This is a genomic window from Streptomyces tuirus (assembly GCF_014701095.1).
In the GTDB taxonomy this organism is placed as follows: domain Bacteria; phylum Actinomycetota; class Actinomycetes; order Streptomycetales; family Streptomycetaceae; genus Streptomyces; species Streptomyces tuirus.
Genome location: NZ_AP023439.1, coordinates 2,718,507 through 2,738,947 on the forward strand (window position 1 = coordinate 2,718,507; position 20,441 = coordinate 2,738,947).

Below are 20,441 nucleotides of genomic sequence, written 5' to 3' on the forward strand. Positions count from 1 at the left end.
GGAGGGTGGATGTCCGAGCTCACCGAGCTGACCGCCGTACGGCTCCTCGAGGGGTACCGCAAGGGCGAGTGGGGTCCCGTGGAGGCGACGCGGGCGGCGCTGGAGCGGGCCGAGGCGATCCAGCCGGAGGTGAACGCCTTCGTCCGGCTGACGGCCGAAGAGGCTCTGGAGCGGGCCCGGGAGTCTCAGGAGCGGTGGCGGCGCGGTGAGCCACGGGGCCTGCTCGACGGGGTGCCGGTCACCGTCAAGGACATCCTGCTGCAGCGCGGGGCGCCGACCCTGCGCGGATCGAGGGCCGTGGATCCGGCGGGGCGGTGGGACGAGGACGCGCCGTCCGTGGCCCGGCTGCGCGAGCACGGGGCGGTCTTCATCGGCAAGACGACAACTCCCGAGTTCGGCTGGAAGGGCGTGACGGACTCGCCGCTCAGCGGGATCACCCGCAATCCGTGTGACCCTTCGCGCACCGCGGGCGGGTCGAGCGGCGGCAGCGCGGCGGCGGTGGCGCTCGGCGCGGGGCCGCTGTCGCTGGGCACGGACGGCGGCGGCAGCGTCCGTATCCCGGCCTCGTTCTGCGGGATCTTCGCGCTGAAGCCGACGTACGGGCGCGTGCCGCTCTACCCGGCGAGCGCCTTCGGCACGCTGGCGCACGTCGGCCCGATGACCCGGGACGCGGCCGACGCGGCGCTGCTGATGGACGTGATCGGGCATCCGGACTCGCGCGACTGGTCGGCGCTGTCCGCCCCGGCCGGTCCGTACACGGACGCTCTGGCGGGCGGGGTGCGCGGGCTGCGGGTGGCGTACTCGCCGTCGCTGGGCGGCCAGGTGGCGGTGCGGCCGGCGGTCGCGAGGGCGGTGCGGCGGGCGGTGGAGCGGCTGGCGGAGCTCGGCGCGTACGTCACGGAGACCGACCCGGACCTGACCGACCCGGTGGAGGCCTTCCACACCCTGTGGTTCAGCGGGGCGGCCCGGGTGACGCAGCACCTGGGCCCGCACCAGCGCGAGTTGCTGGACCCGGGCCTGCGGGAGATCTGCGCGCGGGGCGCCCGCTACTCGGCGCTGGAGTATCTGGCCGCGGTCGACGTGCGGATGGACCTGGGCCGCCGGATGGGCCGCTTCCACGACACCTACGACCTGCTCGTCACGCCGACCATGCCGCTCACGGCGTTCGAGGCGGGCGCCGAGGTGCCGAAAGGATCCGGCCACCGGCGGTGGACGGGCTGGACCCCGTTCACCTACCCGTTCAACATGACGCAGCAGCCCGCGGCGAGTGTGCCGGTCGGCACCGACGCGGACGGTCTGCCGATCGGGCTCCAGCTCGTGGCCGCCCGGCACCGGGACGATCTGGTGCTGCGGGCGGCCCACGCGCTGTTCGAGGCCCGGGTGGCGTCCGCCGGCCGGCCTACGCCCTCCGGAAGCTGAGCGACTCCCCCGCCGCTCCGGACCTCCACAGGTCGTTGCACGCCTCGGCCATGGTCTCCAGGCCGTCGACGACCTGGCCCCAGACGATGCCGGGGACCCAGCCGACATCGCCGTTCAGCAGCAGGTTGTTGCGCTCGTAGAACAGGGCCAGGTCGACGAGCGTGGTCCCGGCGCGGACCTCGCGGTCGTAGCCGTAGGCCTTGGTCCCCAACTCCGCCCCGGCGAAGGTGAAATAGCACAGGTCGCCGGGGATGGGGGTGATGGTCGGATTTTCCAGTGGTGGCTCGGTTTGGGCGAAAGGCGGGAAAAGGGCGTAGATCTCGTTGCGTGCGTACTTCGCGTGGTAGACGTCACCGGCCAGCGGAAGGGAATCCCAGACGGCCGCGCAGGTGATCGGCGCGCGGTCGTCCAGCAGCCTGGCCGTGCAGGTCACGTCGCGCTTGACCAGCGAGACTTCGATGTAGCGATCAGCCATGCCCTCCATGGGAGTGCCCACCGCCGCCCGGGTCAAGAGCGCACGGCGAGAGTGCGGGGCTTGAAAAGACCGGAATAACTCGGATGCGGTCGGGTAGCCGCGCGCCCATGGCTCCACCACAGAGAAGCCCACACAGAAGCACACCGCGAAGTCCCGAACCCATATCCGGGCCCGCCTCCGGGCCCACCCGCCGGTCGCTGCTCGCGGGGGTCGCGGCGCTCGGCGCGCTGGGCGCCGCCGGATGCAGCAGGGTCGCCACCGCGTCGGACGTCAAGGGCGGTGACCTGCTCGACCGGCTCCGGGCGGCGGGCGTCGTCCGCCTCGGCATCGCCGGCGAGATCCCGTTCGGCTTCATCGACAAGAACGGCGAGCTGACCGGCGAGGCACCGGAACTGGCCAAGGTGATCTTCAAGCGACTCGGCATCGACCGGGTGCAGCCCGTGCCGACCGAGTTCGGCTCGCTCATCCCGGGCCTGAACTCCCAGCAGTTCGACGTCGTCGCCGCCGGGATGTACGTCAACCCCGAGCGCTGCGAGCAGGTCATCTTCGCCGACCCCGACTACCAGATGCTCGACTCGTTCATCGTGCGCAAGGGCAACCCGAAGGGGCTGCACAGCTACAAGGACGTCGTCGCGAAGAAGGCGAGGTTCGCCACCGGGACCGGCTACGCCGAGATCCAGTACGCCGTCGAGGCGGGGTACAAGGAGAGCGAGATCCTGATCGTCCCGGACCAGGTCGCGGGCCTGAACGCCGTCGAGGCGGGGCGCGTGGACGTGTTCGCCGGTACGGCGCTGACCACCCGTGAGGTGGTGAAGAAGTCGTCCAAGGCGGAGGCGACCAAGCCGTTCGCGCCTCTCGTGGACGGCAAGCCGCACGTCGACGGAGGCGCCTTCGCGTTCCGGCCGACCGAGTCGAATCTGCGCGACGCCTTCAACGTGGAGCTGCGCAAGCTCAAGAAGAGCGGCGAACTCTTCCGCATCCTGCGGCCCTTCGGATTCACCCGGGCCGAGATGACGGACATGACCGCGAAGGAGCTCTGCGGCGGATGACCTCAGGACTCTGGGAACTCGTACTCAAGGGCGTCTGGGTCACGATCCAGCTCCTCGTCTGCAGCGCCCTGCTGGGCGCCGCGGTGTCCTTCGTCGTCGGCGTGGCGCGCACCCACCGGCTGTGGATCGTCCGCTTCCTCGCGGGCGTCTACACCGAGGTGTTCCGCGGCACTTCGGCGCTGGTGATGATCTTCTGGGTGTACTTCGTGCTGCCCATCGCCTTCGGCTGGCAGCTGGTGCCGCTGTGGGCGGGCACCCTCGCGCTCGGCCTGACCTACGGGGCGTACGGCTCCGAGATCGTGCGCGGCGCGCTGACCGCGGTCGACCCGGCGCAGAAGGAGGGCGGGATCGCGCTCAGCTTCACTCCCTGGCAGCGGCTGCGGCTGATCCTGCTGCCGCAGGCCGTGCCGGAGATGATCCCGCCGTTCTCCAACCTGCTGGTCGAACTGCTCAAGGGCACCGCCCTGGTGTCCATCATGGGCATGGGTGACCTGGCGTTCAGCGGCAACCTGGTGCGCCTGGCGCTCCAGGAGAGCGCGGAGATCTACACGATCGTGCTGCTGATCTACTTCGTGATCGCCTTCGCCCTGACCCGCGGCATGCGCGGTCTGGAGCGCAAGCTCAAGGCAGAGACGGGCAAGCCGGCCGGCAGCACAGCCGGCCAGGAGCTCGACCGTCCGCAGACCACCGGTGTGGGAGGTGCTGTCGCATGAAGTGGGACTGGAGCGCAGTCAGCGGCTTCATGCCGCACCTCTGGGACGGTCTGCTGGTCACCGTGCAGATCCTGGCCCTCGGTTCGCTGATCTCGTTCGCGCTGGGCCTGGTGTGGGCGCTGCTGATGCGGGTGCCCTCGCGCTGGGTGACCTGGCCGGTCGGCGTGGTCACGGAGTTCGTCCGCAACACCCCGCTGCTGGTGCAGCTGTTCTTCCTCTTCTATGTGCTGCCCGAGTGGGGCCTGGCCTTCTCGGCGCTGACCACCGGCGTCTTCGCGATCGGGCTGCACTACTCGACGTACACGATGCAGGTCTACCGGGCCGGTATCGAGGCCGTGCCGGTCGGCCAGTGGGAGGCGGCGACGGCGCTGAACCTGCCGCTGCACCGGACGTGGACGGCGGTGATCCTGCCGCAGGCCGTGCGCCGGGTCGTCCCCGCGCTCGGGAACTACGTCATCTCCATGCTCAAGGACACGCCCATGGTCATGGCGATCACGGTGCTGGAGATGCTCGGCCAGGCGCGCCTGTACTCGCAGGAGCACTTCCAGTTCACCGAGCCGCTGACGGTGATCGGCGTGGCCTTCATCGTCATTTCCTACCTGGCCTCCCTTGCCCTGCGAGCCCTGGAGCGACGCCTTGCCCACTGACACCCTCCCCAATCCCGGCACCAACCCCGACAAGACCCCCGCCCAGAGCGCCGGCGAGCTGATCCGGCTGGAGCAGGTCACCAAGCGGTTCGGGAGCAACACGGTCCTGGACCACCTGGACTTCTCCGTCGACGCCGGCAAGCACGTCACCCTGATCGGGCCGTCCGGATCCGGCAAGACGACGATCCTGCGGCTGCTGATGACCCTGCTCAAGCCCGACGAGGGCACGATCACGGTCGACGGGGAGCAGCTGTTCCCGGCCTCCGACAAGCAGGTCCGCGAGGTCCGCAAGAAGATCGGGATGGTCTTCCAGCAGTTCAACCTGTTCCCGAACATGACGGTGCTGCGGAACATCACCGAGGCGCCGGTCACCGTCCTCGGCATGTCCAAGGACGAGGCGGTGGAGCGGGCCAAGGAGCTGCTGGACATGGTGGGCCTGGCCGACAAGTGCGACGCGCACCCGGCCCAGCTCTCCGGTGGCCAGCAGCAGCGGGTGGCGATCGCCCGGGCCCTGGCGATGCGCCCGCAGGTGCTGCTCCTGGACGAGGTGACCTCCGCGCTCGACCCCGAGCTGGTGGCAGGAGTCCTCGACGTCCTCAGGGACATCGCCCGCTCCACGGACATCACGATGCTCTGTGTGACCCACGAGATGAATTTCGCCCGGGACATCTCCGACCAGGTGCTCATGTTCGATTCGGGCCGGATCATCGAGTCGGGACCGCCGGAGAAGATCTTCAGCGACCCGGAGCTGGACCGGACACGGGAGTTCCTCAGCGCAGTGCTCTGACTACGGCCCGTGAGCTGGCACAACACCCGACCCCTCACTCGAGGGCGGACTGGGGCATGCTTCTGGCACATGCCAGAGTGCCATTGCCCCAGTCCGGGGCCCCGGGAATCTTGTCAACCCCCGCTCCGCGCACGCCTTTTGCCGGTTAACCTGGAAGAGGTTCACCGACCGGATTACGGCCCTACAGCAAGCGCAGGGGGAGACCACCGTGGCGCTGAAGCACGAGCCGACCACCCCGTACCACTCGGCCCAGGAAGCACTGCGCGTCCTGGAGACGGTGGCGCGCGGTTCCAGCGGTGTCACCGACGCCGAGATAGCCCGGCACACCGGCATCACACCGGAGCGGCTGACCGCGCTCCTGCGCATGCTGCGCCGCGAGGGCTACGTGGAGCAGATCACCGACGGCGCGTACGTCACGGGCGAGACGCTGGCCCGCCTCGGCTCCGCCCAGCACCGCGAGCAGGCCCTGCGTGAAAAGCTCCAGCGCACCCTCGACCGGCTGCGCGACTCGGTGGGCGCCGCCGTCTACATGAGCCGGTACGTCGACGGCGAGATCAGCATCACCCAGTACGCCGACAGCCCGGCCGCGCCCAAGGTCAACGAGTGGGTCGACTTCCGCTCCTCGGCCCACGCCACCGCCATCGGCAAGAGCCTGCTCACCCAGCTCGACCACGCCGGGCGCCGCGACCACCTCGCCCGGCACAAGATGGCCCGCCTCACCTCGCGCACCATCACCAGCGACCGGCTCCTGCTCTCCCGCCTGGAGGCCCAGCCGCCCACCGTGCCCGTCCTGGACCTCCAGGAGTACGCGGTCGGCACGGTCTGCGCGGCCGTCCCGATCACGGCCGGCTCCTCCGTCGGCTGCCTCGCCCTGTCCCTCCCGCTCGAGCACGCCCACCGCCTGCGCCAGGCCGCCGACACCCTCAACCGCCACGCGGCGCCGGTGCTGCTCTCCATGGCGATCTAGGACCTTCCGCCGGATCTCCGCGGCGCCGCCCCCGGCCCTCGCCGGGTGGTCCGGAGCACCCCTCGGCATTGGGTATTATTTTCTCCGTCGCCCGCCGCGGAGCACGATTCCGAGGGCAGGCGAGAGTCATGCGCCGCTAGCTCAGTTGGTTAGAGCAGCTGACTCTTAATCAGCGGGTCCGGGGTTCGAGTCCCTGGCGGCGCACGGATGAGGGGCCTCTCGTGGGAGCGAGAGGCCCCTCAGCGTTTTCGGGACAGCCGCAGGTGGGTCCGCTCGGTGATCAGGACGCGGCACTCAGTCCACGGACGCGCACGGTGGTCGAGGCTCACGGCGCCACGGACGTCCGGCTGTCCACGCTGAAGACGAAGTCGCCGTACGGGCCGAAGGTCTGGCTGTACGCGGTGACGAAGCCGGCGCAGAAGACGACGATCACCCCGAGGAACGCCAGGATGCCGAGGGCGCTCACCGCCTGCCTGGCCCGGCTGGGCGCCTGGGCCGTGGCCACGACCTGGCGGCCGTCGGTGTAGTAGACCGTGACGTAGTCGCCCTCGACGGTCGTCGCGCTCCCGCCGTCCTCCTCGAAGCGGATGACCCGGCCGTCGTGTGCGATGAACTCGTAGACGTGGTGCAGGGTGGTGCGCACCGAGGTGTCGCCGTGGCCGCCGCCGACCGTGGTGAAGGTCCGCAGGCACCTGCCCTCGGCCGTCAGGCCGCTGTTCCAGGCGCCCCGGATCTGCAGCCAGCGCCGCACGACGCGGTGGGCCATGAAGAGGGCCAGGACCATGATCAGGCCGGGCACGACGTAGAAGATCACGTCCATCGCGCATCCCCCGGGGTCGGTGCGCCGGACCCGAGCGGCCGGCGTGGGAGGAACCTACCCACCCCGGCCGCACCGGTGACTCAAGAGAACCTCAGAGGTTCAGAAAGTCACGTCCGAGCAGGCGTAGAACGCGTTGGCCGTGTCGGCGATCGTCCAGACGGCCACGATGACGTGACGCCCGCTCAGCCCGGTCGGCAGCCTGCCGCTGTGGGAGAGCGAGGAGGGCGGGCGCTGCCCGTTGTACGGCACCGTGAAGAACGGGGTGAGGTTGAGGTCGGACCGGGCCAGGTTGTGGTTCTGGTTCCAGCCGGGCTTGGTGACGTAGTACTTGAAGTCGGTCGTGGCGTGCATGGCCGTGAACTGCCAGCGGAACGTGTAGTTCTGGCCGCCCGTCACCTTCGTGGCGGGCCAGGCGCCGCCGGACGGGGTGCGCGGTGCGCTGAGCTGGCTGAAGTGGCCGAGCCCGGCGTTGCATATCTGGCCGTCCGCCGGGCCGGAGCCCGGGAAGCCCTTCGGGCCCTCGACACTCTGCGGCTCCCACTGGATCGAGCCGCAGTTGGTCACGGTGCCGTTCTGGCAGAGCTTCTGCCGGCTGATGGGGAGGTCGGTGTAGCCGTGGCCGCTGGCACCGCCGGAGGAGAGCACGAGGGCTCCGGTCGTTGCCAGTCCCACCGCGGCTGCGGACAACTTGGTCCTTGTACGCATGCTGCCGCTCCTGGAGAACGTGGGGGAAGTTCGGTGAGCCGTGCGTGTAGGTCTAGACCAAGTTCGAGATTATGGGCGGTTGTTGAACATGTCCATACCAATCACGGAGCTGTTTCGCCCCGGCCGGCGCAGAACGCCACCGTCAGGTCCTTCACCAGCACCTTGCGCTCGTAGTCGTCGAGTTCCACCAGGCCCCGCATGGTCAGCCGGGTCACCGTGTCCTCCACCGAGTCCACGACCGAGGTGAGCACGCTCGCCCGGTGCTGGGCGTCCAGCGCGGCGATCCGGCGGCGGTGCATCGCGGCGGCGACCTCGGGGGCGTACTCCACACGGACCGGCTGCACCGAGAACACCTCCAGGCCGACCGGGGCCGCGTCCGCCGCCACCAGCCGGGTCAGCACCTCGCCCGCCGCGTCCCCGGCGCCCCTCGGGCCGCCCGGCATCTCCACCCGCACCCGGGCCAGTCCCGCCTCGACGCACTCGCGCAAGTACGCCTCGTGGTCCTCGACGCCCAGCATGGCCCGGGCGGTGTCCCGCACCCGCCACACCACCAGGACGACCACCCGCAGCGCGACCCCGCTCCCGTCGGCCGCGGGCACGGGCTCGCTGCGCCAGTGCCGCAGCCGCACGTCCACCCGGCGGCGCAGCAGCAGCGGATTCACCCACAGCAGACCGGAGCGCCGGACGGTCCCCCGGTAGCGGCCGAAAAGGTCCAGCACCCAGGCCCGCCCGGTACGGCCCCGGGCGAGCCCGCCGAGCCCGAACAGCCCGAGCGCCCCGGCCCCGGCGTACGCCGCCCACTGGGCGAGACCGAGCCCGGCCCCGGCGTGGACGGGCAGCCGCAGCACCTCCCCAGCGAGCGGCGGCAGCAACCCCGCCCACCAGGAGGTCGCCACGCACCCGGCCGCGCCGCAGGCTCCGGCCAGCACGCCCACCGCGCCGGGCAGCACCCGCGCGGGCCGCTCCGCCAGATCGGGATCGACCTGCGGCACCGGGCGCTTCGGGGCGGCGACCGCCGGGCGCCGCAGCCTCGGTTGCTCCCCCGTGCCCTGCCTCCGTCCGACGACGGCCGGCTTCAGCGGCACCGGCGCCGGGTCGGGGTCGTCGCGGAACAGCAGGTGGACGGGGATCTCGGTGGTGGCCTCGTTCTGGATGAGCCGGGCGGGCCGGACCGGTCCGTCGGCCGGTCCGTCGGGCTCGGACGGGTGGGAAGTGGTCGTACTCATGCGTGCCTCCAGCCTCCGCGCCAGATGCGTCACAACAGTGGTCGGTGAGGGGCCGCCCGGAAGGGCCGGGGCGGACCGAGGGCCTACGAGAAGAGGCGTCGCCAGGTCTCCGGCCCGGGGTAGCCGTCCGCCGCGCCGCCCCGCCAGCCCTGGGTGCGCTGGAAGGCCTCGACGGCCCGCCGGTCGGCCTCGCTCCAGATCGGCCCCGGCCCGACCCGGTAGAACCTGCCGAACCCCTTCAGCACGAGCTGTCTGCCCAGCTGGGTGACAAAGGTGTTGTTCGCGCCGGGGCGGAACATCGCCCGCCCCGGGTAGCCGGGGACGCCGTGGGAGGCGGGCGGCGGGCCGACCGCTCCGTCCTTGACGTCCTTGCCCTTGCCGGTGACCAGCAGCTCCCAGGTGTGCGGGCCGGGCAGTCCGTCGGCCTCCGCGCCCGTCCAGCCCTGCGCCGTCTGGAACGCCCGGGTCGCCCTCCGGTCGGCGTCGGTCCAGCGCGGCCCCGGGCCCGACGCGTAGGAACCGCCGGCCCCGCGCTCGACGAGCATGCGGCCGAGCTGCGTGACGTACTTGTTGTTCGCGCCGGGGCCGAAATACGCCGCTCCGGGGTACGGCGTGGCGGCCGGGGCGCCGGGCTGGCCGCCGTCCTTCCCGGGCACCGGCTCCTCCGGGGTCACGCCCTTGTAGCGGTAGGGCACGTACCGGTCGGAGTTGTTCCAGTAGGCGTACGGGGTGGACTGCCGGCGGGTGTGCGGGCGGGTCTGCTCGTAGGCGGTGTAGGAGGTGTGCGACGCGTCCGTCCAGCCGCCGAAAATGGTGACGTGCGAGCCTTGCTCGGGGTCGGACGCATTGTGGAACAGCAGAATGTCACCCGGCAGGAGTTCCTCCTTGGAAATCTTCTCCCCGTACTGCGCGAGGCTGCCCGTCCATTCGTTTCCGGGCAGCTTCCAGGCCATCGAGACATAGCCGGAGCAGTCCTGCCGGTAACCGTCGGACCAATAGGCGCTCATGCTGTACGGCACCTTCGCGGCGACCCAGGTCTTGGCCCGGTTGATGATGTCCGTGCGGCTGATGGCGGTGGGCTTGGGAGCGACCGGGGGCTCGGCCGGACGGCCTCGTGGGCCGTGCAGCGGGGCCGTGGCCCCCTGGGGGGTGTCGGGCTCGTCACCTGTGGGAATGCCCGGGCGGTGGGGTGCGTGCGGGGCGGCGGCGGCCGGGACGGCGTGGCCCGCGCCGAGTGCGGCCGAGGCCACGGCGGCCAGGGCGAGGGCCCGGTGCGCGGCCGGGTGGGCGCCGGCCCGGCCCGGCCAGGAATGCGGCAGGGCGCGCCGCCAGTGGACGCAGCCGGGGCAGTCGCAGTCGCTCGCGGGGTCGATTTCCGTGAATACCGGAGACTCCATGCGATTCCCCTCACACTTCCGGCGGAAAAATGCGGCGCCCATGCACCAAAGGGCGCGCGTCGTCAGTCTCGCAACTGTCCTCGGGACGCGCATGCTGACGGTCCGAATGATGTACACGGCCGCCCAGTGGGCTCCTCCCGGGCCCGGACAGGTGGTCCGGAGCACCTCCGCACGTCCTGTAGAGTTACGACGTCAGCAGGCGCCGCTAGCTCAGTTGGTTAGAGCAGCTGACTCTTAATCAGCGGGTCCGGGGTTCGAGTCCCTGGCGGCGCACAGACGGTGAAAGGCCCCTCGCAGGAGCGAGGGGCCTTATCCGTGCCCGCGAGGCACCCCTTGCCCGGCCGGACGTCTCTCTGGCCGGAACCCGGCCCGCCGCGCGTTTGGCCGGATACCCTCTCGCCATGGCAGCGCGTGACCTACAAGAGCGGATCAAGAAGCTCATCATCGACCGCCGGCTGGCCTCCGGGGCCCCGCTGCCGACCGAGCCCGCACTGATGGAGCACCTCGGCGCGAGCCGGAACTCGGTGCGGGAGGCGCTGAAGGCGCTCCAGGCGATGGGCATCGTGGAGATCCGGCACGGCTTCGGCACCTACGTCGGCCCGATGTCCCTGGCCCCGATGATCGAGGGCCTCGCCTTCCGCACGGTCGCCGGGCACTACCGGGGCGAGGACTCCCTGCTCCAGTTGCTGGAGCTGAGGGAGGCGGTGGAGACGGGGCTCGTGTCCCGGCTCGCCGGCCGGCTACCGGAAGCGGACCTCGTTGAACTGGACGCGCTCGTCGACCGTATGGAAGAGCAGGCCGCGCGCGGAGCCGGTCTCGCCGAGACCGACCGGGCCTTCCACGCCACCCTTTACCGGGGGCTGGACAACGTACTGCTGTGCGAGGTCCTGGAGGCGTTCTGGGACGCCTTCCACCGGGTCCGAACGGACCTCGGGGGCGAGCCGCAGGATCCGAAGGTGACCTGCCGGCAGCACCGGGAGATCCTCGACGCGGTGCGGTCCGGGGACTCGATGCGGGCGGAGGAGGCCATAAGGGAGCACTTCGGCAACATCCGCGCCCGCTTGTCCACAACGGCTCCACAGGGTCCCCACACCCGCCACAATGAACGCGTTTGACCGGTAACCACCGTGTTTCGCATCTTGCGATCATGATGAACGCCGTAGAACCCTGGTTTTCTGGTTACACAAGGTGTCGCGTACTCGCGGCAGTTGGGGGGATTCGGAACCGGTTGCGGCGTGGGCGGGGGTAGGGGCTCCGTTCATGAACCGATGCCAAGGGGGGCATCATGCAACCGGAAGGTCGCGTTGCCGTGTCTATAGGGTGTGGATGACGTGGTGACCGCGATCCACCACTGATACGTCTGTGAAGGTCGAGGGGGACCTGGAGCAGACGGTAAGAAGCTACGAAACACGCGGTTGTCCGCGTGTGGGGGGATGACTCATGACGTCGAGGCCCACGGGTGCCCGGCAGGAAAACGACCCGTCCCAGACCACCCAGCTCAGGGTGCCTTCGCACCGGATGAGCACGACGGGGACGTTCCGGCGGATCAAAAAGACACTGCCGAGATACGACTACGAGCACTACAGCCGGCTCGCGGGTCCCCTCACCCAGCCGGATCCGGGCAAGCCGTACAAGGTGCAGTACCGCTCGCTCATCTCGCAGGAACCGCACCGTATACGCGTGGCCCTGATGCTGGCCGCCGCCCCGGTGCTGTCCCTGGTGCTGCTGTTCTGGCTGCTCCAGCCCGAGCACTGGACCGAGCGCGACTACCCTGCCTTCGAATGGCTGCCCGCGCTCGACATGGTCATGCTCGTCTCGATCGGGCTGATCGAGTTCTTCCGCTGCATGAACGTGCTGTCGAACGCGCACGCCACGCTGGTGGCCCGCGACCCGATCCCGGTGGTGCCCGAGACCGGCACCAGAGTGGCCTTCCTCACCTCCTTCGTGCCCGGCAAGGAGCCGCTGGAGATGGTGACGAAGACCCTGGAGGCGGCCGTGAAGATCCGTCACCGGGGCCTGATGCACGTATGGCTGCTCGACGAGGGCGACGACCCCGATGTGAAGGCGGTCTGCGAGCGCCTCGGCGTGCACCACTTCTCCCGCAAGGGCGTCGCGAAGTGGAACCAGGCCAAGGGTCCGCACCGCGCCAAGACCAAGCACGGCAACTACAACGCCTGGCTCGAGGCGCACGGCGACGACTACGACTTCTTCGCCTCGGTCGACACCGACCACGTGCCGCTGCCCAACTACCTGGAGCGGATGCTCGGCTTCTTCCGCGACCCGGACGTCGGTTTCGTCATCGGCCCGCAGGTCTACGGCAACTACGACAACCCGATCACCAAGGCCGCCGAGTCGCAGCAGTTCCTCTTCCACGCGCTGATCCAGCGCGCCGGCAACCGCTACGGCTCCCCGATGTTCGTCGGCACGTCCAACGCCGTGCGCATCAAGGCGCTGAAGCAGATCGGCGGTCTGTACGACTCGATCACCGAGGACATGGCGACCGGCTTCGAGATGCACCGCCACAAGAACCCGGCGACGGGGAAGAAGTGGCGCTCGGTGTACACGCCGGACGTGCTCGCCGTCGGTGAGGGCCCCAGTGCCTGGACGGACTTCTTCACCCAGCAGATGCGCTGGTCGCGAGGGACCTACGAGACGATCATCGGGCAGTACTGGAAGGGCTGGTACTCGCTGCCGCCGAGCAAGCTCTTCAACTACACGATGATGATCATCTTCTACCCGATGTCGGCCCTCAACTGGATCCTGGCGGCGCTGAGCTGCTGCCTGTTCCTGGGCCTGGGCGCCTCGGGTGTGAACATCGACCCGGCGGTCTGGCTGATGCTCTACGGCAACGCCTCCGCCCTGCAGATCGGCCTGTACGTCTGGAACCGCCGGCACAACGTCTCACCGCACGAGCCGGAGGGCTCCGGCGGTGTGGCCGGCATGGTGATGTCCGCGCTGTCGGCGCCGCTGTACGCGAAGGCGCTGATCGACTCCATGCTGCGGCGCAAGAGCAAGTTCGTGGTCACGCCCAAGGGCGACTCGGCCAGCCCGGACCGCTGGTTCGCCACGTTCCGCTACCACTGGTACTTCATCGCGATCTTCGGCGCCTCGATCGCCGCGGGCTTCGTCTTCGGCCACTCCCACCCCGCGATGATCATCTGGGCGACGTTCGCGCTGCTGATCACCGCATCGCCGGTGTTCGCCTGGCGCTGGCAGCTGAAGCAGGACGCGAAGAAGCACGCCGCCTCCGACGAGGGCCGGCCGCAGGACCCTGCGGGAGCGCCCCGGCCCCAGCCGCTGCCCATCCCGCAGCAGCCGACCGGGCACACCCCGCAAGCGAAGCCCACGTGGGCCGCGACCCCGGGCGCACACGGGGAGGTCGGGGGATCCGACCAGACCATGCAGATCGCCCTTGGTGGACTTGGGGGACGTAAGGAATGAACGACCGTGCAGGCCGCCGCCGGGCCCGTCGACTCGCGATCGGCACGGCGGTGGTACTCGCGCTGGCCGGGATGAACGGGCCGTGGCTCTACCGCTTCAGCACCGAGAAATACCACCAGTACAAGATCAACAAGCCGGAGTACAAGGCCGCGAACGGCAAGTGGGAGATCGTCGACTTCCCCGAGGAGTACCGGCAGAACACCATCCACGCGGCGCTGCTGCGCACCGGCAAGGTGCTGCTCGTCGCGGGGTCGGGCAACGACCAGGACAACTTCGACGCGAAGAAGTTCGACACCCGGATCTGGGACCCGGTCAAGGGCACCGTCAAGAAGGTCCCCACCCCGGCCGACCTGTTCTGCACCGGCCACACCCAGCTCGCCAACGGCAATCTGCTGATCGCCGGCGGCACCAAGCGCTACGAGAAGCTCGAGGGTGACGTCACCAAGGCCGGCGGCCTGATGATCGTCCACAACGAGAACCCGGACGCCCCGATAACCCTGCCCGCGGGCACCACGTTCACCGGCAAGAAGAACGGCAAGACCTTCGTCTCCAAGGACCCGGTGCTCGTACCGCGCGCCAAGAAGGTCTTCGACAAGGCGACCGGCAAGTTCCTGCGCAACGACCCCGGTCTCGGCCGGATCTACGTCGAGGCGCAGAAGCGGGGCAAGAAGTTCGAGACGGGTACGCAGGACAACTACCGCGTGCACGGCCTGAAGGGCTCCGCCGCCAAGAACACCTACGGCATCGCGCAGAAGCTCGCCCTGGACAAGAAGGACTTCCAGGGCATCCGGGACGCCTTCGAGTTCGACCCGGTGGCCGAGAAGTACATCAAGGTCGACCCGATGAAGGAGGCCCGCTGGTACCCGACGCTCACCACCCTGAGCGACGGGAAGATCCTCAGCGTCTCCGGCCTCGACGACATCGGCCAGCTGGTCCCGGGCAAGAACGAGGTGTTCGACCCGAAGACCAAGAAGTGGACCTACACCGGCAAGGTCCGGCAGTTCCCGACCTATCCGGCGCTGTTCCTCATGCAGAACGGCAAGATCTTCTACTCGGGGTCCAACGCGGGCTACGGGCCGGACAACGTGGGCCGTGAGCCGGGCGTGTGGGACGTCGACACCAACAGGTTCTCGAAGATCCCGGGCCTGAGCGACCCCACGCTGATGGAGACGTCCGGCACGGTGCTGCTGCCTCCGGCGCAGGACGAGACGTACATGGTGGTCGGCGGCGGCGGCGTCGGCGAGTCCGAGAAGTCCAGCGAGAAGACCCGGATCGTCGACCTGAAGAAGGCGAACCCGAGCTTCGAGGACGGCCCGTCCCTGGACAAGGGCACGCGCTACCCGAGCGCCTCGGTCCTGCCCGACGACAGTGTGCTGATCTCCGGCGGTTCGGAGGACTACCGCGGCCGCGGTGACTCCAACATCCTCGAGGCGCGGCTGTACGACGCGGAGAGGAACGAGCTGAAGCGCGTCGCCGACCCGCTCGTGGGCCGCAACTACCACTCCGGTTCGATTCTGCTGCCCGACGGCCGCGTGATGTTCTTCGGCTCCGACTCGCTCTACGCCGACAAGGCCAACACCAAGCCGGGCGAGTTCGAGCAGCGCATCGAGATCTACACGCCGCCGTACCTGTACGGCGACGGGGACCAGCCTTCGCTGTCGGGCGGGCCGCAGACCATCGAGCGCGGCGGCACGGGGACGTTCACCTCGTCGGACGCCTCTCGGGTCAAGAAGGTCCGGCTGATCCGGCCGAGCGCCGCCACGCATGTCACGGACGTCGACCAGCGGTCGATCGCCCTGCACTTCAAGGCGTCCGGCGACAAGCTGACGGTGACCGTGCCGGAGAACCGGAACCTGGTCCAGGCGGGCTGGTACATGCTGTTCGTGACGGACGCCGACGGGACCCCGAGCAAGGCGCAGTGGGTCAAGGTGCCCTGACAGACAACCGGCAAGGGGCGCTCTCCGTGAGGAGAGCGCCCCTTTCGCATACGCCGGTCCGCTGTGGCGGGCCGGTCCGTCAGCCGGTGGCCTTCGCCAGCTTCAGGGCGTAGTCCCCCCACCACTGGCCCGCCTTGGGCCCGCCCTTGCACTCGCCGTCCGACTCGCCCGGACGCTTCACCCACAGATAGGCGTCGACCAGCGGGTCCGCCGTCTTCGTCGTCGGGGTCTCGCCCAGGGAGCGGCCCGGCGGGTTGCACCAGCGCTCGTCGGGGTTGCCGGCGCCGTAGGGGCCCTTGCCGTTGCGGCTGGTGTCGATGACGAAGTGCTTGCCGCCCACCTTGGCGGAGAGCTGCTTGCCGTAGGCGATGGAGTCCTTGGTGGAGTAGAAGTTGGAGACGTTCACCGAGAAGCCGTCGGCCTGGGCGATGCCCGCGCGGTTCAGGGACTCGAAGATCTGGTCGGGTTGCTGCCAGCCGGCGTTGCCCGCGTCCAGGTAGACCTTCGTGTTCTTCAGGGACTTCAGCTTGGCGACGGCGCCCTTGAGGAGGTCGTAGCGCTCCTCGTGGAACTGCTCCGGGGTGCAGCCGTCGACCAGGTGCAGCAGGGCGTCCGGCTCCAGGACGACCGTGGCGGCCCGGTCGCCGATGCCCGCGGCGACGCCGTCGAGCCACTCGCGGTAGGCGTTGCCGTCGGCGGCGCCGCCCTGCGAGTACTGGCCGCAGTCGCGGTGCGGGATGTTGTAGAGGACGAGCAGGGCCGTACGGCCGGCCTTGTCGGCGGCCTCGGTGAAGCCCTGCGTCTGCTCCTGCGGGTTGTCCGGGCCGACCCACTCGGCGACCGGCTGCTCGGCGATCTTGCGGATCTGCTCGGCGTCCTGCTTCTTGCCGGACTTCTCCAGGGCGGCGACCTGCCGCGCCGCGGTCCCGTCCGGGTTGACCCAGAACGGGGCTTTTTCCTTGGGCTGTTGGGTGATCCCGGCGCCCGCGTCGGCGCCCTTGTCCGATCCGTCTCCTCCGTCGGAGGAGGAACACCCCGTCACCAGCAGTGCCGCCCCCAGCACCGCTGCGGACATCCGCCTCCCGGCGAACGCCCCCGCCCCCCTGCTGCCGTACATCCAACTCCCCCTTGGGTGCAGCGTTCCAAGTCTCAATCCTGACATACGTCCCGCGACACCCACGAGGCAAACGCCACCTGCGCGGATGACGCAGCGCCACCGTATCGGGACTTGGCGTATCCAACCTCTAGGCCCGGGTGGCCCTTTGGTTCTAGAGTCTTCTCAGCACATGCCCGGCCTCCGGCCAGAGATTCACCCACCGTGACTCCCGTGGCCTCCCGCGCAGCTCGCCGGGTTACTCCCGCAGCCCGTGCGCGCGGTGGAGGACCGGCCCGGTCGGCGGCCTCAGGGGGAGCGGGTCGCCGACCGGGTTGGGGGGGCGTCGCCGGGCCGCACCGCCTTCGGGACTCAGAGGCCGGTTCCGGTCAGGTACGCCGAGACGACCACGTTGGCGGTGTAGCTGCGGGTCGTGCGGTCGAAGCTGCCGCCGCACGTGACCAGCCGCAGTTCGGCCCGCCCCGACTCGCGGGGCCCGTACGCCTGGTGGGCGTCGAAGCGGTCGCGGGTGAGGACCTGCACGGACTCGACGGTGAACTCGGCGACCTTGGCGTCGGCCCGGATCACCCGGATCGTCTGGCCCGGCCGCATGGCACTGACCTTGTAGAAGACGGCGGGCCGGCTGTCGGTGTCGACGTGACCGACCATCAGCGCGGTGCCGGGTGCCCCGGGGGCGACCCCTCCGGAGTACCAGCCGACCACGTCCGGCTGGTCGTACGGCGGCGGATCGGGCGCCCCGCGTGCGTCGAGGCCGCGTGCCACCACCGGGGCCTGGATGCCGAGCCCGGGGATGTCGACGCGCTGCGGCAGCGCGTCGCCCAGCGGCCGGTGCTCGGGCGGCAGCTTGATGTCCGGGGGGCGTCCGGCCGCCGCCATGTCGCCCGTGGCGGGGGCCGAGATGCCGTGCCGCATCTCGGTGACCTCACGGCCCCACAGCCACAGCCCGAGCAGCAGCACGACCCAGGCCATGCCGGTCAGCAGCCGGCCGGTGCCCGAGAAGCGTTTCTGCAGGTGATCGTGATCGTGATCGTGCATGGTCAGTCCGTTCCGCGGCCCCGGCGCAGACCGCGCCGTGCTACGACCACCGCGGCCACGCCGGCGAGCACCAGCCCGGTCACCCCCTGCGCCGCACCGGGACCGGCACCGCGCTCCTCGGCGGCGACGCGCTCGGCGGCACCGCCACCGCCGGCCTGGACGGGGGCGACGGGTGAGGCCGGGGCACCGGGCCGGTGCGAGAGGGGGGCTTCGTCGTCGGCGCCCGGAGCGGACGGCTCCCCGTCGACGCCGGGAGCGGACGGCCGGCCGCCGCCGTCGGGCGCGGGCAGTCGGCCGCTACCGCCGGCGGCGCCGGGTGCGGGCGGTTGACCGCCCGATCCGGGGGCGGCGTCGGGTGCGGGCTTGTGGCCGTCCGTCCCGGGGGCGGCGTCGGGTGCGGGCCTGTGGCCGGCCGTCCCGGGGGCGGGTGGCTGACCATCGGCTCCGGGAGCCGGGAGCGGCGCGGTCTCGTGCCCGGGAGGCGGCGCGGCCTCGTGCCCGGGGAGCGGCGCGGCGTCGGACCGTGGCGCCTTGCCGTCGCGGACGGTCAGGGTGCCGGTCTGTCGCGTGGCACCGCAGGTGACCCGCACGGCGTACGAACCCGCCTCGGCGGTGGAGCGGACGCGGCTCTCGCCGGTGAGTTCGCGTGCGCCGGTGGCGGTGAGCCGGGCGTCCGCGACGAACGCCGTCGAGGCGGCGACGGCCGTCCGCTGCGCGCAGCCGGTGACGCGGAGTGTGATGTCACTGCCGGGGGCGGGGGCCGCCGGGGTCACCGAGACGCTCCCCGTATCCGCCGCGTACGCCGCAGGGGCGAGGGCGACAGCGGCCAGGACGCCCGTACAGACAGTGACTTTCAGGGAACCCATCGTGAACCTCCAGATGCCTGGAGCCTCCCCCGCGCGGTGGGCCGCCGCATCCTCAGGGAAGCGGCGGCTGCTCCGGACGGGTGACGACGGGTTTGGCGGCGGGCCCGGGCTCCTGCCCGGCGCCGCCCGGGTTCAGACCCGGTCGACGAGGTCCGCGATCGAGTCCACGACCTGCGACGGCCGGTAGGGGAAACCGTCGACCTGGTCGGGCCGGGTCAGACCGGTGAGCACCAGGAACGTCTGCATCCCGGCCTCCATGCCGGCCAGCACGTCGGTGTCCATGCGGTCGCCGATCATCGCGCTGGTCTCGGAGTGCGCCCCGATGGCGTTCAGCCCGGTCCGCATCATCAGCGGGTTCGGCTTGCCCGCGAAGTACGGCTTCTTGCCGGTCGCCCGGGTGATCAGCGCGGCCACCGCACCGGTCGCGGGCAGCGGTCCCTCGGAGGAGGGGCCCGTCTCGTCGGGGTTGGTGCAGATGAACCGGGCGCCGCCGAGGATGAGCCGCACCGCCTTCGTCATGGCCGTGAAGGAGTACGTACGGGTCTCGCCGAGGACGACGTAGTCCGGCTCGTGGTCGGTCAGGATGTAGCCGATGTCGTGCAGCGCGGTGGTCAGCCCCGCCTCGCCGATGACATACGCCGAGCCGCCCGGCCGCTGGTCGTCCAGGAACTGGGCGGTGGCCAGGGCCGAGGTCCAGATCGACTCGATCGGCACGTCCAGGCCCATGCGGCGCAGCCGGGCGTGCAGGTCGCGCGGGGTGTACATCGAGTTGTTGGTGAGGACCAGGAAGGGCTTCCCCGACTCGCGCAGTTTCTTCAGGAAGGCGTCGGCACCGGGGATCGGTACGCCCTCGTGGATGAGCACGCCGTCCATGTCGGTGAGCCACGACTCGATGGGCTTGCGGTCTGCCATGTGCGGGATCTCCTGCCGTACGCGGTCCTGCGTGCGACCCAGCCTAGACAGTGGGCGGATCATGCGGAATGGCCTGTGTGCGGCGTCCCGACTGGCGGGACGTCCGGCTCAGCGGCGGCGGCGTGCGACGAGGAGTACCCCGCCGCCGGTGAGCAGCAGGGCCGCGGCCGCCGCGGCGACCTGGGTGCCGGTTCCGGTGGCGGCCAGTTCCTCCGCGAAGGGGAACCGGTCCTCGCGGGGCGGGACGGAGGCGCTGGAGTCGGGGCGGGGTTCCGTACCCGTGCCGGTGCCGGTGCCGGTGTCCGTGCCGGCGTCGGCGTCGGCGTCGGCGTCGGCGTCGGTCCCCGTCCCACCGCCGTCGATCCCGAACCGGTAGTCGTTCGACTGTCCGACCCAGTCGCCGTCGTCGTCGTGCCGCTGCACCACCGCGGCGTTGGCCGTGACGTCGTTGGGCACGGCGTCCGAGGTGAGGGTGAGCCGCACCTTCACGGTGACGGTTCCGCCGGGCTCGACGGTGAACCCGGCGAACCGGTCCTCCTCGTCGGCGAACGCCCCGACGAGTTCGTCCTCGCCGGTCTTCTCGAACCGCACGTGGTGGGCTTGCCCGCGGTCGAAGAACTCCAGGTGCGGCTGGGAGGGTTCCAGGGCCCGCTTGTCGTCGACGAGCACGACGACAGGGTGGATACCGGTGCAGGTCCGGTCGGTGGTGTTGGTCAGGTCGACGTACCAGGTCCCGAACCCGCCCCCGGCCGTGTAGGTGTCCGGCCCGCCGTGGATGCGGGTGGTGAGCGGGAAGGTGTGGTCGTCGGGCGCGGCACAGGAGGGCGCCGGGGCGTCCGCGTGCGCCGGGACAGCACCGGGGAGCAGGGCGGCGGCCGCCGCTGCCGCCGCCAGGCAGAGATGAGCGGGCGTGCAGAGTCGCATGATGATG

19 protein-coding genes and 2 tRNA genes are annotated in these 20,441 nt (G+C 70.6%); 11 read left to right on the plus strand and 10 right to left on the minus strand.

The features are described 5' to 3' along the window. Positions 1–9 precede the first annotated feature (9 nt). The gene (locus tag IGS69_RS12480; protein ID WP_190899186.1) at positions 10–1,419 is read left to right on the plus strand and encodes an amidase; all 1,410 of its coding nucleotides are present in this window, start codon (positions 10–12) and stop codon (positions 1,417–1,419) included. Here IGS69_RS12480 and IGS69_RS12485 read toward each other — a convergent pair. Beyond that, on the minus strand, positions 1,400–1,894 hold the full coding sequence (locus tag IGS69_RS12485; protein WP_184846750.1) for a DUF3830 family protein: 495 nt from the start codon (positions 1,892–1,894) through the stop codon (positions 1,400–1,402). The two genes, IGS69_RS12480 and IGS69_RS12485, sit on opposite strands and share 20 nt — an antisense overlap. A gap of 107 nt (positions 1,895–2,001) precedes the next feature. Here IGS69_RS12485 and ehuB point away from each other — a divergent pair, with 107 nt between their 5' ends. The 6 genes from ehuB to IGS69_RS12515 all read left to right on the plus strand — a co-directional run bounded on the left by ehuB (position 2,002) and on the right by IGS69_RS12515 (position 6,261). Next, positions 2,002–2,943, plus strand: coding sequence for an ectoine/hydroxyectoine ABC transporter substrate-binding protein EhuB (gene ehuB, locus IGS69_RS12490; protein WP_232543496.1), 942 nt, complete (start codon positions 2,002–2,004; stop codon positions 2,941–2,943). Then, entirely contained in the window at positions 2,940–3,656 is a 717-nt protein-coding gene (gene ehuC, locus IGS69_RS12495) for an ectoine/hydroxyectoine ABC transporter permease subunit EhuC (protein WP_190899188.1), read from the plus strand. Before ehuB ends, ehuC begins: the two co-directional genes overlap by 4 nt. Next, complete coding sequence (ehuD, locus tag IGS69_RS12500) at positions 3,653–4,303, plus strand: ectoine/hydroxyectoine ABC transporter permease subunit EhuD (protein WP_190899190.1); 651 nt, start codon at positions 3,653–3,655, stop codon at positions 4,301–4,303. Before ehuC ends, ehuD begins: the two co-directional genes overlap by 4 nt. Further along, positions 4,293–5,090, plus strand: coding sequence for an ectoine/hydroxyectoine ABC transporter ATP-binding protein EhuA (ehuA, locus tag IGS69_RS12505; RefSeq protein WP_190899192.1), 798 nt, complete (start codon positions 4,293–4,295; stop codon positions 5,088–5,090). Before ehuD ends, ehuA begins: the two co-directional genes overlap by 11 nt. A gap of 208 nt (positions 5,091–5,298) precedes the next feature. Further along, positions 5,299–6,057: an IclR family transcriptional regulator gene (locus tag IGS69_RS12510; protein WP_190899194.1), complete on the plus strand. Its 759-nt coding sequence runs from the start codon at positions 5,299–5,301 to the stop codon at positions 6,055–6,057. A 130-nt stretch (positions 6,058–6,187) separates the two neighbouring features. Then, a tRNA-Lys gene (locus IGS69_RS12515) sits at positions 6,188–6,261 on the plus strand. A gap of 121 nt (positions 6,262–6,382) precedes the next feature. Here the strand turns inward: IGS69_RS12515 and IGS69_RS12520 are convergent. From IGS69_RS12520 to IGS69_RS12535, 4 genes are all read right to left on the minus strand, one after another. Further along, positions 6,383–6,877, minus strand: coding sequence for a DUF3592 domain-containing protein (locus IGS69_RS12520; RefSeq protein ID WP_190899196.1), 495 nt, complete (start codon positions 6,875–6,877; stop codon positions 6,383–6,385). A 99-nt stretch (positions 6,878–6,976) separates the two neighbouring features. Then, positions 6,977–7,582, minus strand: coding sequence for a lytic polysaccharide monooxygenase auxiliary activity family 9 protein (locus tag IGS69_RS12525; RefSeq protein WP_190899198.1), 606 nt, complete (start codon positions 7,580–7,582; stop codon positions 6,977–6,979). Positions 7,583–7,683: 101 nt separating this feature from the next. After that, positions 7,684–8,808 carry an SPFH domain-containing protein gene (locus IGS69_RS12530; protein ID WP_190899200.1) on the minus strand — a complete coding sequence of 375 codons (1,125 nt, stop codon included), beginning with the start codon at positions 8,806–8,808 and terminating at the stop codon, positions 7,684–7,686. 83 nt (positions 8,809–8,891) lie between these two features. Beyond that, entirely contained in the window at positions 8,892–10,205 is a 1,314-nt protein-coding gene (locus IGS69_RS12535) for a peptidoglycan-binding protein (RefSeq protein WP_190899202.1), read from the minus strand. Between the two features lie 199 nt (positions 10,206–10,404). Here IGS69_RS12535 and IGS69_RS12540 point away from each other — a divergent pair. From IGS69_RS12540 to glxA, 4 genes are all read left to right on the plus strand, one after another. Continuing rightward, a tRNA-Lys gene (locus IGS69_RS12540) sits at positions 10,405–10,478 on the plus strand. Between the two features lie 128 nt (positions 10,479–10,606). After that, complete coding sequence (locus IGS69_RS12545) at positions 10,607–11,320, plus strand: FadR/GntR family transcriptional regulator (RefSeq protein WP_190899204.1); 714 nt, start codon at positions 10,607–10,609, stop codon at positions 11,318–11,320. A gap of 325 nt (positions 11,321–11,645) precedes the next feature. Then, complete coding sequence (locus IGS69_RS12550; protein WP_190899206.1) at positions 11,646–13,646, plus strand: glycosyltransferase family 2 protein; 2,001 nt, start codon at positions 11,646–11,648, stop codon at positions 13,644–13,646. Beyond that, positions 13,643–15,583 carry a radical copper oxidase GlxA gene (glxA, locus tag IGS69_RS12555; RefSeq protein ID WP_190899208.1) on the plus strand — a complete coding sequence of 647 codons (1,941 nt, stop codon included), beginning with the start codon at positions 13,643–13,645 and terminating at the stop codon, positions 15,581–15,583. Before IGS69_RS12550 ends, glxA begins: the two co-directional genes overlap by 4 nt. Before the next feature lie 79 nt (positions 15,584–15,662). On the opposite strand, the gene IGS69_RS12560 is transcribed toward glxA, so the two are convergent. The 5 genes from IGS69_RS12560 to IGS69_RS12580 all read right to left on the minus strand — a co-directional run bounded on the left by IGS69_RS12560 (position 15,663) and on the right by IGS69_RS12580 (position 20,434). Continuing rightward, positions 15,663–16,700: a glycoside hydrolase family 6 protein gene (locus tag IGS69_RS12560; protein ID WP_190899210.1), complete on the minus strand. Its 1,038-nt coding sequence runs from the start codon at positions 16,698–16,700 to the stop codon at positions 15,663–15,665. Positions 16,701–17,048: 348 nt separating this feature from the next. Beyond that, complete coding sequence (locus IGS69_RS12565; RefSeq protein WP_190899212.1) at positions 17,049–17,732, minus strand: class F sortase; 684 nt, start codon at positions 17,730–17,732, stop codon at positions 17,049–17,051. A gap of 2 nt (positions 17,733–17,734) precedes the next feature. Further along, the gene (locus IGS69_RS35055; protein WP_190899214.1) at positions 17,735–18,598 is read right to left on the minus strand and encodes a hypothetical protein; all 864 of its coding nucleotides are present in this window, start codon (positions 18,596–18,598) and stop codon (positions 17,735–17,737) included. Between the two features lie 132 nt (positions 18,599–18,730). After that, entirely contained in the window at positions 18,731–19,510 is a 780-nt protein-coding gene (locus IGS69_RS12575) for an HAD-IIA family hydrolase (RefSeq protein ID WP_190899216.1), read from the minus strand. 108 nt (positions 19,511–19,618) lie between these two features. Then, complete coding sequence (locus IGS69_RS12580; RefSeq protein WP_190899218.1) at positions 19,619–20,434, minus strand: LPXTG cell wall anchor domain-containing protein; 816 nt, start codon at positions 20,432–20,434, stop codon at positions 19,619–19,621. Positions 20,435–20,441: the final 7 nt, after the last annotated feature.